Genomic DNA, 15966 nt, shown 5'->3' on the forward strand with positions numbered 1-15966 from the left:
ATAACACACTTATGGCGCTTGCTAAACCATTTATACTATATACGGGTTTTATTGCCGCTTTGGGCAAGTGCAAGAAATAAATCTGTCATAAAAATCACATAATATGTTCGGTAACTTAAATTATCTCTAACGAGATAAAGCATATACTGGGTGTGAAGGAATTATCACAGCCTAATTCGTTGATAGGATCAGCAATGTCATCTGCTATTAGTGAGCAATTTATTGATAAAGAATTGTCGTGGCTTTCTTTTAATGAGCGAGTACTGCAAGAAGCCTATGACAAACAGGTGCCGTTAATTGAGAGAGTAAGGTTTTTAGGGATTTTTTCTAGCAATATGGACGAGTTTTTTAAAGTCCGTGTAGCCTCAGTGCGTCGAGCAATTCTATTATCGAGCTTGTCAGACTCACCTTGTTCTAGCCGTGAATTATTGAAACAAATTCAGCAAAAAGTCATTGATTTGCAGGAGCGATTTGATTCAATTTACCTCGAACTCATTAAAGAACTCGTGCGCTTTAATATTTTCTTAATCAATGAATTGCAGCTCAATGAGTTTCAGAGTCAATGGTTACATAAATATTTTAATGACAACCTAATGCGCCACATTGCCCCATTTGTTCTGACCAAACACAGTGAATTGGTTAAAAACATCAACGACGATGCCACGTATTTATGTGTCTGTTTGCATCAAGGAGACGAGAAGCAATATGCCTTTGTCGAAGTGCCCACAGCAAACCTGCCCCGCTTTATTGAGCTTCCGTCGCAACACAAAACCAAGGTTAAACATCTTATATTGCTAGACAATATCATCAGACATTGTATCGACCAGTTGTTTAAACCGTTTTTTGAATATGATCATATCGAAGTGTTTTCAATGAAAATGACTCGAGATGCGGAGTTTGATATAGCTGTTGAGCTAGACAAAACCCAGCTAGAACAAATGTCTAACGGCCTTAAAAAGCGTTTACGAGCACAGCCTGTTAGGTTGGTGTTTGACCGTGAAATGCCAGAGCACATGCTCAACACATTAAAAAAGCAATTAAACATTAGCTCAACAGAATGTCTTATTCCGGGTGGGCGTTATCATAGCTTTAAAGACTTTATTAATTTCCCTAATCTTGGGCGTAAAAAGCTGTTAAACGATAAAATACCCGCATTAAGTAGTGTGAAATTTAACGCTTGCGCCAACAACTTTGAAGCCATCCGTCAGCACGATATTTTATTAAATTATCCATACCATAAGTTTTCTCATTTTACCGAGTTAGTCCGTCAAGCGGCATACGACCCAGCGGTTACAGCGATAAAAATCAATTTATACCGCGTGGCTAAAAATAGTCACATTATGCAATCGTTAATCGATGCAGTTAAAAACGGTAAACGAGTCACCGCCGTTATTGAACTGCTTGCGCGCTTTGACGAGCAATCAAATATCGACTGGACCGTACGCTTAACCGAGGCGGGCGTAAAAGTGCATCATGGTATTCCTAGCTTAAAAGTCCACTCCAAGCTCTGCCTCATTAGCCGCAAAGAAGGCAATGAAACAGTATTGTATGCGCATATCGGCTCAGGGAATTTTAATGAAGGTACCGCACGCTTTTATACCGACTTTTCATTGTTTACTGCCGACCAAAACATCACCCAAGAAGTTAAACAAGTATTTGAACTATTAAAGCGCCCTTACCACAAAGACAACTTTGAACACCTTATTGTTTCGCCTTTTAATTCCCGCCAACGTTGGTTAGCGCTTATCGATGATGAAATCATTGCCGCCAAGCAAAAAAAGCCTGCAGCCATTACCCTTAAAATTAACAATCTTGTTGATGATATTATGGTTAACAAGCTCTATGAAGCATCACAGGCGGGCGTAAAAATTAAATTGCTAATCCGCGGCATGTGCAGCTTATTACCACAGGTAAAAGGCATGAGCGATAACATTGAAGTGCTCAGTATTGTAGACCGTTTTTTAGAGCACTCTCGAGTAATGCAGTTTTACGCTAATGGCGCCGACAAAATCTATATTGGCTCATCTGATTGGATGTCACGAAATTTAGATGAACGTATTGAAGTCTGTACGCCAGTTTATGATAGTGAGCTGAAAAAAATGATCACCGATATTTTGAACATCCAACTGAGTGATAATACCAAAGCTCGCATAATTGACCCTTTACAACAAAACCTCTATAAAGCCAGAGGCAATAAACGAAAAGTACGCAGTCAGATTGCTATTCATCATTATTTATCCCAATATGAATCAAAGCAGGCTCAAAGAATGATCGATGCAAGCGCTGATAACACAGCAGAAGTCGCAACAGATTGGCTTGAGCAACCACAACAAAAAAAGGCTTAATATCACGTGTCATCTACTGAACACTCATTACATTTTGTCGCCATTGACATGGGGTCAAATAGCTTTCATTTAGTTATTGCTCGTGAGCAACATGGCAGCATTCAAATACTGCATAAAGAAAAACGTCAAGTACAACTGGCAAAAGGCCTGCAACCCGACGGCACCCTAGACGAAGACGCCATCGCTCGTGGTCTGGCCTGTTTAACAGAATTTAATCAGCGTTTTTCAGATTTAGAACAAACTCGGGTACGATTGGTTGCCACCCACACGTTGCGGGTTGCGACTAATTGTCATCAATTTATTAAAGCTGCGTTGAAAATCATTCCTTATCCAATAGAAATCGTTTCTGGCCACGAAGAAGCACGATTAATTTACCATGGCATTATGCACAGCCAAACGTTAGCGGAGCAAAACCTGGTGATTGATATTGGAGGTGGCTCAACCGAAGTCATTGTGGGTAAAGCTTCTTCAACCTCTCATTTAGCCAGTTTAAAATGTGGTTGTGTTAGTTATCAGCAGCGCTTCTTTCATGATGGCGCACTGACTAAACACCACTTTAAGGCTGCGCAAAGTGCTGCTGACAAACAATTTTCACAACTCAGTAATGCGTACTTTAAATCGTCATGGCCACTGGTATTAGGCAGCTCTGGTACAGTTAAAGCCATATCAGAAGCCTTGCAATGCATAACCGATCCCCAGCAAAGTTTAACCTTAGAAAATTTAAAATCCTTAAAGCAGTATCTTATTGGTGTTGGCCACATTGACAACATTAAGCTAGACAACCTCGACCCAAAACGAATTCCCCTATTGGCTCCTGGACTCAGTATTTTAATCAGTTTTTTTAAACGCTTATCTATCAATGAAATGCAAGTAGCACAAGGGGCATTACGTGAGGGAGTGTTATATGAGCTGGCACAAATTGAGCAGCTTGAGGGCGTCAAACAACGTACAGTGAGTAGCCTGGCGCAGCTTTATCATATCGACCCGGATCAAGCTGCAAATGTAACAGCAACTATCGACCATTTATTTTCGCAAGTGGCCTCGCAATGGCACATTAGTGAGTACCAATGGCTGCTTCACGATGCCGCCATGCTGCATGAAATAGGTATTCAAATCAATTCACGTGCTCATCAACGGCACGGTGGCTACATAATTCAAAACAGTGACTTGCCTGGGTTTAATCAATTACAACAGCACCTACTCGCCTTGCTCGTAGCCAATCAACGTAAGCGCATAGATGTCGAGGCCATTAGCGAACTGGATGACGACGAACAGATCATATTGATTCGATTATTGGTTATTTTTAGACTGGCAATGGTCATGAACCTGGGGCGGATAAGCAACAGTATCGAACCGGTTAGCATAACCGTTGATGAACAAACCGTGACATTATCGTTAATAGAGGGTCAACGTTTACAAAATGATTTACTTTGCAGAGATTTAGCTCAAGAGCAGAAAAAACTGGCGTTGCTAGGGATAAGTTTACGTTTTTAATCTGTTATGCAGCCCAGCTTTACTGGGCTGCAAACATCAGCAGTTAATAGATAGTCTACTTACTTTTTCATTTCTTCTTGTGCTTTACGCTGCGCTTCTTTTTGTTGGCGACGTGCGGCAATCACTTGGTTAACGTCACTGCCTATGTGCGCTTCACCGCGTTGCTTAGCTAATTGCACCTGGCGCTCACGCTCAATAAAACGTTGGCGCTGCTCTTCAGGGATTTTATCAATACAATGCGGGCAACTCACACCTTGTACATAAGCCTCAGATTGTTTTTCAGCTTCGGTGATCGGCATACGACATGCATTACATTGGTCATATTGACCTTTCTCTAGGCTGTGGTTAACGGCAACGCGATTATCAAACACAAAACACTCGCCTTCCCACATGCTTTGCTCTTGGTCAACTTCTTCAAGGTATTTTAAAATGCCGCCTTCAAGGTGGTAAACCTCATCAAAGCCCTGCTCTTTTAAATATGCGGTCGATTTTTCGCAGCGAATACCACCGGTACAAAACATTGCCACTTTTTTATGTTTAGCAGGATCTAGGTTTTGTTTTACGTATTCAGGAAACTCACGAAAGGTTTCTGTTACTGGGTTAACCGCATTTTTAAAGGTACCTATTTTCACTTCGTAATCATTACGGGTATCAACCAAGACCACATCGGGATCAGAAATCAGCGCGTTCCAGTCTTTAGGCTTAACATAAGTACCCACCACTTTACGTGGGTCAATGCCTTCAACGCCCATGGTCACAATTTCTTTTTTAAGCTTCACTTTGGTGCGATAAAATGGCATTTCATCATCAAAAGACAACTTGGTTACAATGTTATCTAGACCTGGTTGGCTGTCTAACCAAGCGAGTAAGTTATCAATACCCTGCTGCGTGCTAGCAACCGTGCCGTTAATGCCTTCTTGAGCAAGCAACAATGTGCCTTTCACTTCGTTTTGTTCCATTACCGACAATAACGGCTGACGAATTGACTCAAAATTGGGCAAGGCAACAAACTTATAAAGGGCACACACAACAACTTGAACAGGGGATGTTTGGTCTACATTAATGTCTTGCATACAATTACAACTCCGCTGGCTGGAACTTAATTTCCAGTGCATAAATAAACCCGGCGCACCATGCGCTAAGTCAAAAAAACGGCCGAAAGTATACCTAAATCACAATTGAAACACACCCACAAATTCGATCTGTATTCAAATTAGCTTTACACTATCTCCGCTAATGGTTAATTCACCTTGCAAATGTTGGCATAAGCTAAGATTTTCGTTCCCTAAATAAGTGTATTTTATGAATTCTGCAATTTTGTATTCTTTTCGTCGATGTCCCTATGCCATGCGTGCTCGCATTGCACTGCATTTAAGCACACTTAACCCATACATTCGTGAAATAGAACTCAAAAATAAACCTGATGAAATGCTTGCTGTGTCAGCAAAAGGGACCGTACCGGTTTTAATCACGGCAGATGGCAGTGTAATAGCTCAGAGCATTGAAATTATGCAGTTTGCGCTAACACAACATCCCGATCTAACCTCCCCTTGGTTAAGCCCAAATACCTATCAAACCTTACTTAACAACATATCAACTCCACAAACCAATGAGCTGATAAATGCTAATGATAACGACTTTAAACCCTGGTTAGACAAGTATAAATATGCAGACAGATTTCCCGAGCAAAGCCAGACATGGTACAGACAACAGGCAGAACTGTTTTTGCAGTTATTAGAAGAAAAATTAGCTCAACAGGCGTACCTATGCGCAGATAGCCCAACATTAGCTGACTTTGCGATTTTTCCGTTTATTCGCCAATTTGCCAATGTAGAACCGCAGTGGTTTGCAACAAAACCGTACCCAAAGCTAAGCCAGTGGTTAAGTCAATTAGTCAACAGCCCTCTATTTTTAGCTGTGATGCAAAAGACACCTCTTTGGTTGCCACAGCGAAACATAATGAAGCTCAAGCAAGCATAGCAACAATAAGTAAATGTCATACCTTTGTGTAAAAATGAAAATTTTATGAATATTTAGTAGGTTACTGACTATTATTCTGTTTAATTTTACAGTAAATTATCAGTCAAATGTAAATAACAGCTAAAAACACGCAGTTTTGGTTGTTTTTTCTGCAAAAGTTAAATTTAGGCTTACACTTAATTATCGTCATTGCTGGAATGCAAAGGAACATGACATGAACAATATGGATATTACGTTAGTCTTCATGCTTATTGCATTATTGATTTTACACATTCATTTTTGCTATCGGGCATTTACCTCGAAAGCACATATCAAAAACGCCCAGCGTATCGTGTGGGCAATGCTCAGTTTGTTAATGGGTCCATTAGGGTATTACGTCTACCAAAACCTTATTCCACTTGAGTTTTACGAATAGATTGCGACAACACGTTTAGGTGTAATACCAATGGCTATATATTGTTAACTCTTTGGTTAAAAAGGCTTTACGGTATAAACAGGCGAGCGTATCCATTGTGTTCGCACTACACTTGAAAACCCAACTTTGTAGAACATGTTGGTACAAGATCCGTTGGGCTGTCCACCACAATGAGCTATGGCCTCGTTATGGTGGTTAACCTTCAAAAGGTACTTCAGTGCACGGATTCAACTGACTTTTTCGAGCACTGAGCCCTGAAATTTTTCACTTACAGCTTATTGTACGTAAATGAAACATGGCATTATTTGAACCTGTAACAAATCTTGTCATTGCTTTGCAGAGAGTTCAAATAGGTGCACCCGACACTTGTTTTTTAAACATGCTGATCGATGAGTATCGGGTTTCCATCAGGATCAATAATTGCAAAACTCGATGGCCCTCTGTCTCCAGTTATTGAATTTTCAACTATTTCGATACCTTTAGATTTAAACTGCTCAAGTAACTGACGTACATCATCAAATGCGTCTACACTTTTAGCATTTTGATCCCAGCCAGGATTAAAGGTCAGTATATTTTTTTCAAACATCCCCTGAAACAAACCGATATTGGTGTCCCCATGCTTCATGATTAAAAAACCATGGGACTCTTCGCCGGCGAAGACTTCGAAGCCTAATTTCTCGTAAAATGCTTTCGATTTTTTCAAGTCTTTTACCGCTAAGCTAATTGAAAAACAGCCCAATTTCATTATCTTGCTCCTTGGTGATTGATAAAAACAAATACGACTTTATTAACATTACTGTTTATTGGCTCTGTTAACAACAAAACTCAATGCAACCAAGCTGATACTCAGACAAACAACACCAAACCATCCTGCCAGATCAAACGCTTGAATGCCCACAAATGACCCCAGTGCCCCACCAAGATAATAACCAAGCATATAAATACCGTTTATGCGGCTTTGGGCCTGTGGATCGATTGAAAATACTCGTACCTGATTAGACACCTGAGCACTGAACACCCCAAGGTCGATAAGTATAATACCGACAATTAACCCCAATAATGTGTCGGCAAATAGACCAGAAATAACAAAACCAATCGCAATGATCACCAATGCCATCCTTATCATGTTACGAGAGCCAAAACGGCTAACTCACGAGCCAGATACTTTGGCACCTATAACACCTGCAAGAGCAATCACCCCAAACAGCCCTGCTTGCTGAGCATTATAATGAAACGGAGACTCGCTAACGTGTAAGGCTAACGTCGCCCAAAGCGCATTGAAGGACGCAAACCAAAGTGCGCCAGTAAAAGCCGAAGCTCGCAGTATGGCATGCTGTTTAAATAATGTTGCCATGCTCGCAACAAGCTTAAAATAAGGGATCTTAATTGTCGGTGTATTGGTTGGTAAAAAAACGGTTAACAACACACCAAACAAGGTTGCAATACAAGCTGACATAAGAAATACAGCCCGCCAGCCAAACTGCTCACCCACAAAACCACTGAGTGTTCGAGAAAGTAAAATGCCCACCGTCAGACCTGTCATCAAAGTACCTATGACCCGACCTTTGTTTTCGGGCGTGCTTAACGACGCGGCAAATGGGATCAACTGCTGGGTTATATTGGCACTTAAGCTAATGATAAAACAGGCAATAACCAAAGCAATAAAACCCGATGAAGAAAACGCAACCAGTGATGATAGCACTAACAATACGGATAAAATGGCAATGAGCCGTTTGCGTGGCAGGGTGTCACCTAAAGGAGATAAAAACAATAACGCAGCGGCATAACCAATTTGTCCAGCCGCAGGCACCACGCCTAGTTGTCCACCGGTTAACCCAAGCTCTGCTCCAATATTGGGTAAAATGGGTTGATTATAATAAAGGTTTGCCCCCGTTGCCGAGACCGCGCTCGACATCAGTAACAAGCGCCCTTGACTTAATGTTTCATTGTGGGTTGTTGACATAATCCCGCCTTAATTTTGTTTATCAATTCGGTGCCTGAGTAGATAAACAAATTGTAGGGCGAACCAATCAATAACAAAAATAGTATTTAAATCTTGAATCAATACGATTTATGTATAGATAAAATCGGCTCAGCAGTAAAAAAGCTTGGAATTAACCGATAAATGTCTCGGCTTTAGCTTCCTGCGTCGCTTTATTTTTTAAATCCATTTTGTTTTAGTGCCTTGATATTTCGTAGGAATGAAAGCGTCAGGCAGCATTCTTTATTTCAAAAAAATCGCGCTATAAGAGCCTCAATATGTGTTTGTATTATTTTATTGCTAAAAGCACGAGCCGGTTAAATTTAAAGAGGCGCCAAAAAATGACAAGGGTTTTGATACACAGTGCACACAACATAAAGATGGGAGACAGGGCTGACTGTAATGGTCTAATGACAAAGGATATTGATTCGATTTTTGTAGACAGATACAGATGAAGTGTAAAACTGGGCGAAGCGCCCAAGGTTAATGCCCGAAGGCCATCTACATGAAGATGGCCACTGGTCAAAACGTCAAAACGTGATGACCTTGTGATATTTACAAATAACGCGCAAATTGTTGGCCACTTTTAAGCGGTTTAGTGGGTGCGACCACCGCTGGGGTGCCGACATATAAAAAGCCCACAATTTGGTCTTCTGCTGCTAATCCTAGCGCGTTATTCACATCAGCATTAAATGCAAAATCACCACTGCGCCACACAGCGCCTAATCCTATTGCAAATGCCGCTTGTTGCATGGCCATGGTGGCGCAACCTGCTGCGATGTGCTGCTCAATGGCCGGCACTTTGTCATGCTGTTGTGTTTTGGCCACAACGGTGATTACCATAGGCGCACGATATGGCATGTTACCAGCCTTGGTTATCATGGCGTCATCGGCACCTTGCGCTTTGGCGGCGGCAACAAAAATGTCAGCTAACTTAGCAAGGCCATCGTCAACGGCAATAATAAATTCCCACGGTGTTAGCGCGCCATGATCGGGTACTCTGGCGGCGGCATCGAGTAAAAAAGTCAGTTGTTCATCGTTAGGCGCTGGGGCCACAAGACGGGGTGTTGATTGGCGGGTCAGTAACAGTTGTTTAGCGTCCAAGATGCAATCCTTTCATGAAATATTTTGCAAATGATATTAACAAAAATCCCACCAATTTGGTGGGATAAATTAAACGGGTTTCATCTGCACAGTGAACAACACTATTTTAATAAGCGACGGCGAATAAAATAATCGGCACTGGTGTAACGACCACCGCCAATGACCAGTAATGCTAACAACATAAATAAGTAGGTGATGGCAAATTCAATCCCGTTATTTAAAATCACAAAATTGCCTGAGCTGGTCAGCCATTCGTAATTACCGTGTTGTTGTAAAATAGACTTTGCCGCGGCTAACTTTTCTGCTGAGGCAATCACGTTCTCGTTCGCTAACCATGAACTAGCATCGGCAATCGCTAACCAGCCATTAGGTAAATGCACCGCAAAAGCAGCCACCAGCATGGTGATCATCATAGGTAAAGCCACTAATCTTGTCGCAAGACCAATTAATAATAATACTCCGCCAAAGAGCTCTGTGCCTGCGGCCAATGCCGTCATCACCTCTGGCATGGGTAACCCTAAGCCCCAATCTGGATTACCAAACCAGGCTGCTGTGTCGTTAAAGTGCGACAATTTATTGTATCCTGCTTGCATTAATACGGGGGCAAGGTACAACCTTAACGCCAAAGCGGCTAAGCCTTCTAAATGCTTAATAGTGTGTAAAAATTTTTGATATAACCCAATTAATACCTGCATAAATAGCCTATTTTGATTGTCTGTTGAATTAAAAGACCCGTAAGCTCAATAAAACATTTCAATCAAAGATTATTTATCTAGGTGTAATTCGGTTAAATCGTCAACAAGCTCAGCTAGTTTACGGTCAAAATGCTTACGCTGTTTATCGCTAAAGCTCTGATTAAGTTCAATTATCATGACACCAAACTTATGAGTATTCACATCAACATTGTCTCGGTAAACTGACGATTTGAGTTCATCGGGTGCGGTAAATAAGCGAGTCATTTGGGTGGTAAAATACTCTGTTTCATTGCGGCGCAATAAAGCTTGTTCAAATTGACGCTGCCATTCATGACGATATTCTAACCACATATCAAGTGTAGCGAGCCGCTCGGTGTTGGCCTGATGAATAATCTGTTTTTGTGCATCACTTACACTGCCCGTCCACTCTTTGAGCTGCTTTTCAATGCGTTTATCTGAGTCTTTTATTAACTCAGCCTGATCTTTACCAGCGTATTCTTCGATAAGCTCTTTTTGCTCCTTTTTAAGCTGAGTTAATACTTGCTGAACTTGTTTGTCATCAAAGCTGGCAATAATGGGCAGTAGCTCTGGCATAACAAAGTCAAAAATACGGTACCAATGTGCTTTGGCCATAGTGACTTGTTGCTGCCACAGCTCAGGGGTTAAAGAATAGTCATTGGCTTGTGTGGAGAGTATGGTTAATTGATCACGGTAACGTGGAAGCTCTTCTTGTCGATGCCATACTAAAAATTGCTCCACCAGATGATCAAACTTATTTTGCTGATCGCGGTTTAAGTCAACGTACTCTTCAACTTCCCATTCAATGGCCCAATCAAGAAAAAAATAACTCACCTTGGTTGAGCAGCCTACAAAGAAAATTGAACAGCACAATAACAGCAACAGTTTTTTGGTCACGATTGATCCCTCAAAATTTATATTGTTTATATGTACATTGATTAGTGGATGAGAGCCAAGTATTGATTGTAAAACTTAATGTATTTAGACATCGCTAATGTATCTTCTTGAGTGGTTTCAGCGGCCATAAGCAGCGCCCACATCGCCGAAAACAACCAAAAACAATTTATTGCTGCAGGTAATGCCGCCTTGGCAGCTGCCACGTCTGTTAAACTCGCCATTTGACAATATTGCACAATAACCTTGTGGGTCAATTGATTTACTTGTTCATTTGTTAACTCATGTGTAGCTACGGCACTGGCTAAATCAAATAGCGGGTGGCTGGCAACAGCGTATTCGTAATCAATACAATACAATTTCGCTTGGTCGACATTATCATCATGAGTTTGGCAAGCCGATGTACTGCTTAATAATAGGTTATGCGGTGTTAAATCACGATGACAGAAAATTGGCAATAATACGCACGACTCTAGTTGTGATAACCAATGCCTTACGCGAACATTCATGCACTGCAATTGTTGCCATGCTTGTTGCCATTGCCCTTGAGTTTGTTCTGCACTGTATTGTGCAAGTTGCTGGGCATACTGCTGCCATTGGGCGCTAACGGTGATACTTTTAGACGGTACAGGTAATTGACTCAGCGAGGCAAACAATTGTGCCAGCAAAGTAACTGCATCCACATGAGGATGAGACATCGCAGCCAATGGCCGAGCAGATGAGTGGCCAAACATTGATGAGAATTGACTCCAATCGCCATGAGGTTGAGCGACAAACTCACTTAAATAGAATTGCTTGTCATCACTCACCCATTCAAGTTGCGGGGCAATATTTGCATCAATGGCAGCTCGCCAACATTCAATTTCAAGCTCTCGGTTACACCAATTGCTGTGGCGTTGGTTAACGCGTAATACCTTGTCACCTGTGGGGCAAGACAATCGGTAATTTTGGTTACTTAACCCTCCATTTAATAAAGTTACTGCGCTGCATTGGGTTAATAATGAGTGATACATTGCAGCAGGCATGGCCTGCTGCAATGTTTTGATTAACTCACTTGGTAAAGTCAGCAAGGGTGATGGCATGTAATCTAACACTATAACAATCTGATAATGCAGTGATTATACACTAATTACTTGTGAAGAAACCTTGTCTTGCTCTACAACATTATGTTGATATTTTTTGCGCCACATCAGGTAACCCGCGAGTGCCATTCCGACATATAAAATAAATAAACCGCTAGTGAGCATTAAGCCTTTTTGAAAGTATAAATAGATAGAAACCACATCAATAACAACCCAATAGAGCCAGTTTTCGAGCACTTTTTTTGCCACTAAATAGGTAGTAACCACTGCAAAACAGGTTGTTGCTGCGTCAATATAGGGAAAAGCCGCAGAAGTATAATTTGCCATTGCGTAGCCAACAATCACAGACACTAAAGATGTCACGGCAATGACGATGCTATGGGTTTTAAGTGACCAACTGGTAATCTTAAGATGGGAGCTAACATGGTGTTGCTGCGTTTGCTGTGCTGGCGGCACATGCAGCCATAACCAGTAACCGTAAACCGCCATACCCATATAATAAATATTAAGTACCGACTCCATCAACAACGACACATTCCAAAACAAAACGGTATAAATTGCTGTGCTAATAAATGCAGCAGACCAACACCATATATTGGTCCGCATGGCCAAAATAAGATACACAAGTGCAAGCATGACCGCGATAGCCTCCCAAAAGGTCATTACCGATGCTTCGTTAATGGCTTGCTGAATCGCTAATATCATGTCATTCATGGTCATTATTCACTATGGCTTAGGTTAAGTTCGCCGCCAATAAATTTGCACACAAACACGGCTTTGCCCCACTTTTCGTGAGCGGCTTGCATTTCGATGGCTAACATTGACATCACATCGCTGTATTCACCACACACTTGCGTTGCCATGGCATTGGTAACACGTTCAATATTGTTGTAACTATCAACACGACCAATAAACCACTTGATCGGGTCAAGATAGTTTTCGTTAAAGGGATACATACTGATTTCTGCAGTTAATTTCATCGCTTATATCCTAAAAGGTATGCGGCACCGGGTGGTGCCGCTGTTGAACTTACATAAACTTATAATCGAATGTAACGCCCACTTGACGAGGGTCGCCATAACGTATGTATTGCTTGTCGGCCCAATCTAAATCGGGTTCGTTACCAAAGTAGAACCCGCGCACACCATATTCTTTATCAAATAAGTTTCTGCCCCATAAATAAGCAGACCAGGTTGCGGTTTCATAACCAATACGTGTGTTAAAAATGGTATAGGCATCTGAGGTTGATTCGTTACTGTCTGAGTAATAAAAATCACTTTTACCACTGGCATTAAGGTTAGCAAACCAGCCAGAGTCAGCCACATAAGTCATTCCGGCACTGTAGGTAAATTGAGGTGAATGAGCGAGTTCACGGCCAGATAAGTCGATAATAGAACCGTATTTGTCGCTGTATTCATATTGACCGTATTCGGTTTCCAACCAACCAACACCGCCGTAAAATTCAATATTTTCAGTAACGTACCACTTGGTATCCAGCTCTGCACCGTAATTTTGCGAACTACCGGCATTTTCAGTAAATAGCACAAACCGTTGAGGATTATCAGGATCTTGTAAAGACGCAGCCACTTGTTGATCTTCACGATCCATAAAGAATATCGCTAGCGTAGAATCAACTTGGCCGTTTAACCATGTCGACTTCATGCCGATTTCATAGTTATACAAAATCTCAGTATCAAACTCTTTTTTGTTGGCAAGCTCAGTAGGCAGGGTCATGTTAAAACCACCCGCTTTATAACCTCGCGCAATACGGGCATAAGTATTATGGTTGCTATTAATCGCTTTTGATAAAGCAATATGGCCGCCCCACATGTTTTCTGACGGGTCAAAATTATCATTATTGCTGTCAGTATATTCGCTGTCGCGGCGCTCAAAACGCAAACCGGTTGACAACAAATAGTCGTTGCCTAAATGACTGTCCAATTGCCCGAATACCGCATAATTTGTGGCTTCATAACTTGACTGCAGCACTTCATCTGGCCAGGTGTTGTACTCTGAGTACAAGTCGTTATCTTCATTGAGGTTCATGGCATACACACCCACTAACCAATCCGTTGAGCCTGCAAAAATACGCCCGGCATCTTTTGACGATAAACGAAACTCTTGGGTTAATGTACGACGGTCCCCCGCTTTATCCCAGGTGTAATCGTATACACAGGGCTCAGTGCCAATAACATTGTAATCGTCGTCATACGCTGTACATTGCTTACTGGCCCAGTAATCAGGGTTTGCCCAGTCGCCGTCATACGCATGATGATGATCGGTTTGTGCGAGTGATGTGAGCGAGGTAAAGTCAAATGCACTTGCACCACTGTAAATAAACTTAAGCCCTGCACCTGTGGTTTTTTGAGTATCAACACCCGGTTTATCCGTTAAGGTATTGCTGGTGTTATTATCGAGTGTCCAGGCATCGTAGCCATTATCAAAATTGGCATGCAGTAAGGTTAAATCAATTTGTAAATCGTCGCTGGCATACCAACGCAATTTAGCGCGGGCGCTTAGCTCATCACGCTCATTGGTGTCGTCACGGTTTAAGTATAAATTATCACGATACCCATTTTGATTGTGCTGCTCTACAGACACGCGATATAACAACTTACCTGTATCATTTAATGGCCCAGAGCTAAAACCAGAAAACGTACGTAAATCATCATCGCCCACGCTGACTTTAGCGCCATGCTCAAACGAGTCGGTTGGGTCGTTACTTTTAAGGTAAATTAATCCAGCTAATGCATTGGCACCATATTGCGTCCCTTGCGGTCCACGCAGCACTTCAACTTGCTGCATGTCATACATACTCGACACCATGCCAAGCCCAGACAAATCAATATCATCGACCACATAACCCACTGAAGAATTAGGCGCTCCTTGGTATTGCTCTTGCTCACCCACACCACGGATTTGAAAATACTTAGGGCGCGAACTTCCGCCTGACCAGTTAAAGTTAGCGATAGAATTGAGTACATCTTCGAAATGTTGAGCGCCTTCATCTTCTAATTGCTGCGCATCAATGACGGTGACACTCGATGGCATTTTATCAAGGCTGATATGACTAAAATCAGCATTGACAACAATCACTTCCATTTTTTCGTATTCTGGTGTGACGCGCTCAATATCTGCAGTTTTAGCCAGAGTAACGGGCGAGCTCAATGCGGTAATAACCGCTAAAGCAATTGGCGAATGGGATAACCCAAATGAATTTTTCGTGAACATAGGACCTCAAATAGTTATTTTGAGATCCGGCAAGAGTAGCGAATAAGAGGTGCACTTATAGATAGTGTGGCCCATTCCTACGCCGGTATAAGCCGGATCAGGTTCTAAGGGTTCGTCTTAAGACATCTCAGTTCAGTAGTGCTGAACACCCCTTGGCGGCCACGAGTATAAACTATCTAAAATTTGATTACACGATCCTTCATACAATTTGATAACACAAAATAGCGTGTCAATATCAAGTCGGTGTTTCTTTGTATTCAAGTAAACAAAGCCTTGCTCAGTATTGAGTTATCACATATCAACAGCGATTAATCAGAGTAGGTTTCGCGCACGTATATTTCAAAATGACTGACTTGAGTATTAGGTGCGACGGCACTCACTTGCAGTTGTTGCATGCCATGTAATTTAAGCGACTTCCAACTCGTTGCTTCATCTTCAATGGTATAGCCGTTGGCGTCAAACCAGGTGAATTTGTATTGCACGCGTTGGTCATAGCTCGATTTACTTTGAATTAATGCAGACGCTTTAACTAGGTCTCCAATCATTATTGATGAAATGTCAGTCACATTAACATCACTGGCAAAAGAGCTGCTATCCACTCGCACTTGCCCGTTAGAGTCAACGGCAATACCCGCGGTATTGTGGGCGCAGGCGCCAAATAACAAGGTTGAAGTGAGTACAAAAAATGATGCAAGTTTCATAATCTTTTCCTTAAATGTTACTGGCG

16 protein-coding genes and 1 riboswitch are annotated in these 15966 nt (G+C 41.8%); of the genes, 4 read left to right on the forward strand and 12 right to left on the reverse strand.

Annotation, left to right across the window (positions count from 1 at the left end):
- Nucleotides 1-194: 194 nt before the first annotated feature.
- A complete protein-coding gene (gene ppk1 / locus K8B83_RS15220; RefSeq protein ID WP_223417921.1) occupies nt 195-2345 on the forward strand; it encodes a polyphosphate kinase 1 in 2151 nt (716 codons plus the stop codon).
- Nucleotides 2346-2351: 6 nt separating this feature from the next.
- The gene (locus K8B83_RS15225; RefSeq protein ID WP_223417923.1) at nt 2352-3839 is read left to right on the forward strand and encodes a Ppx/GppA phosphatase family protein; all 1488 of its coding nucleotides are present in this window, start codon (nt 2352-2354) and stop codon (nt 3837-3839) included.
- A 59-nt stretch (nt 3840-3898) separates the two neighbouring features.
- Here K8B83_RS15225 and trhO read toward each other — a convergent pair whose 3' ends face one another.
- The gene (gene trhO / locus K8B83_RS15230; RefSeq protein WP_188739915.1) at nt 3899-4912 is read right to left on the reverse strand and encodes an oxygen-dependent tRNA uridine(34) hydroxylase TrhO; all 1014 of its coding nucleotides are present in this window, start codon (nt 4910-4912) and stop codon (nt 3899-3901) included.
- Between the two features lie 229 nt (nt 4913-5141).
- Between trhO and K8B83_RS15235 the strand changes: the two genes are divergently transcribed.
- On the forward strand, nt 5142-5819 hold the full coding sequence (locus K8B83_RS15235) for a glutathione S-transferase (protein WP_223417925.1): 678 nt from the start codon (nt 5142-5144) through the stop codon (nt 5817-5819).
- Between the two features lie 214 nt (nt 5820-6033).
- Entirely contained in the window at nt 6034-6234 is a 201-nt protein-coding gene (locus tag K8B83_RS15240) for a hypothetical protein (RefSeq protein ID WP_188739913.1), read from the forward strand.
- A 373-nt stretch (nt 6235-6607) separates the two neighbouring features.
- Here the strand turns inward: K8B83_RS15240 and K8B83_RS15245 are convergent, their stop codons facing one another.
- The 11 genes from K8B83_RS15245 to K8B83_RS15295 form a co-directional block, all read right to left on the reverse strand.
- Nucleotides 6608-6979, reverse strand: a complete 372-nt coding sequence (locus K8B83_RS15245; protein WP_223417927.1) for a VOC family protein — start codon at nt 6977-6979, stop codon at nt 6608-6610.
- A gap of 48 nt (nt 6980-7027) precedes the next feature.
- Nucleotides 7028-7342, reverse strand: coding sequence for an MFS transporter (locus tag K8B83_RS15250; RefSeq protein ID WP_223417929.1), 315 nt, complete (start codon nt 7340-7342; stop codon nt 7028-7030).
- Between the two features lie 42 nt (nt 7343-7384).
- On the reverse strand, nt 7385-8197 hold the full coding sequence (locus K8B83_RS15255; protein ID WP_223417930.1) for an MFS transporter: 813 nt from the start codon (nt 8195-8197) through the stop codon (nt 7385-7387).
- Nucleotides 8198-8770: 573 nt separating this feature from the next.
- Entirely contained in the window at nt 8771-9319 is a 549-nt protein-coding gene (locus K8B83_RS15260; RefSeq protein WP_223417942.1) for an NAD(P)H nitroreductase, read from the reverse strand.
- A 101-nt stretch (nt 9320-9420) separates the two neighbouring features.
- Nucleotides 9421-10014: an HvfX family Cu-binding RiPP maturation protein gene (locus K8B83_RS15265; RefSeq protein ID WP_223417944.1), complete on the reverse strand. Its 594-nt coding sequence runs from the start codon at nt 10012-10014 to the stop codon at nt 9421-9423.
- A 69-nt stretch (nt 10015-10083) separates the two neighbouring features.
- Complete coding sequence (locus K8B83_RS15270) at nt 10084-10929, reverse strand: DUF6279 family lipoprotein (protein ID WP_223417955.1); 846 nt, start codon at nt 10927-10929, stop codon at nt 10084-10086.
- Nucleotides 10930-10970: 41 nt separating this feature from the next.
- A complete protein-coding gene (locus K8B83_RS15275) occupies nt 10971-12020 on the reverse strand; it encodes a phosphotransferase (RefSeq protein ID WP_223417962.1) in 1050 nt (349 codons plus the stop codon).
- 24 nt (nt 12021-12044) lie between these two features.
- Entirely contained in the window at nt 12045-12722 is a 678-nt protein-coding gene (pnuC, locus tag K8B83_RS15280; RefSeq protein WP_188739906.1) for a nicotinamide riboside transporter PnuC, read from the reverse strand.
- Nucleotides 12723-12727: 5 nt separating this feature from the next.
- A complete protein-coding gene (locus K8B83_RS15285; RefSeq protein ID WP_188739905.1) occupies nt 12728-12988 on the reverse strand; it encodes a hypothetical protein in 261 nt (86 codons plus the stop codon).
- 49 nt (nt 12989-13037) lie between these two features.
- Nucleotides 13038-15239, reverse strand: coding sequence for a TonB-dependent receptor (locus K8B83_RS15290; protein ID WP_223417964.1), 2202 nt, complete (start codon nt 15237-15239; stop codon nt 13038-13040).
- A 57-nt stretch (nt 15240-15296) separates the two neighbouring features.
- A riboswitch (TPP riboswitch) is annotated at nt 15297-15402 on the reverse strand.
- Nucleotides 15403-15547: 145 nt separating this feature from the next.
- A complete protein-coding gene (locus tag K8B83_RS15295) occupies nt 15548-15940 on the reverse strand; it encodes a YcfL family protein (RefSeq protein ID WP_188739903.1) in 393 nt (130 codons plus the stop codon).
- Nucleotides 15941-15966 lie beyond the last annotated feature (26 nt).

It is taken from the genome of Shewanella inventionis (assembly GCF_019931735.1).
In the GTDB taxonomy this organism is placed as follows: Bacteria; Pseudomonadota; Gammaproteobacteria; order Enterobacterales; family Shewanellaceae; genus Shewanella; species Shewanella inventionis.

Coding starts and splice junctions, on each gene's coding strand:
- ppk1 (WP_223417921.1), top strand. CDS start 195: ATGTCATCTGCTATTAGTGAGCAATTTATTGATAAAGAATTGTCGTGG.
- trhO (WP_188739915.1), bottom strand. CDS start 4,912: ATGCAAGACATTAATGTAGACCAAACATCCCCTGTTCAAGTTGTTGTG.
- K8B83_RS15235 (WP_223417925.1), top strand. CDS start 5,142: ATGAATTCTGCAATTTTGTATTCTTTTCGTCGATGTCCCTATGCCATG.
- K8B83_RS15240 (WP_188739913.1), top strand. CDS start 6,034: ATGAACAATATGGATATTACGTTAGTCTTCATGCTTATTGCATTATTG.
- K8B83_RS15245 (WP_223417927.1), bottom strand. CDS start 6,979: ATGAAATTGGGCTGTTTTTCAATTAGCTTAGCGGTAAAAGACTTGAAA.
- K8B83_RS15255 (WP_223417930.1), bottom strand. CDS start 8,197: ATGTCAACAACCCACAATGAAACATTAAGTCAAGGGCGCTTGTTACTG.
- K8B83_RS15265 (WP_223417944.1), bottom strand. CDS start 10,014: ATGCAGGTATTAATTGGGTTATATCAAAAATTTTTACACACTATTAAG.
- pnuC (WP_188739906.1), bottom strand. CDS start 12,722: ATGAATGACATGATATTAGCGATTCAGCAAGCCATTAACGAAGCATCG.
- K8B83_RS15285 (WP_188739905.1), bottom strand. CDS start 12,988: ATGAAATTAACTGCAGAAATCAGTATGTATCCCTTTAACGAAAACTAT.
- K8B83_RS15290 (WP_223417964.1), bottom strand. CDS start 15,239: ATGTTCACGAAAAATTCATTTGGGTTATCCCATTCGCCAATTGCTTTA.
- K8B83_RS15295 (WP_188739903.1), bottom strand. CDS start 15,940: ATGAAACTTGCATCATTTTTTGTACTCACTTCAACCTTGTTATTTGGC.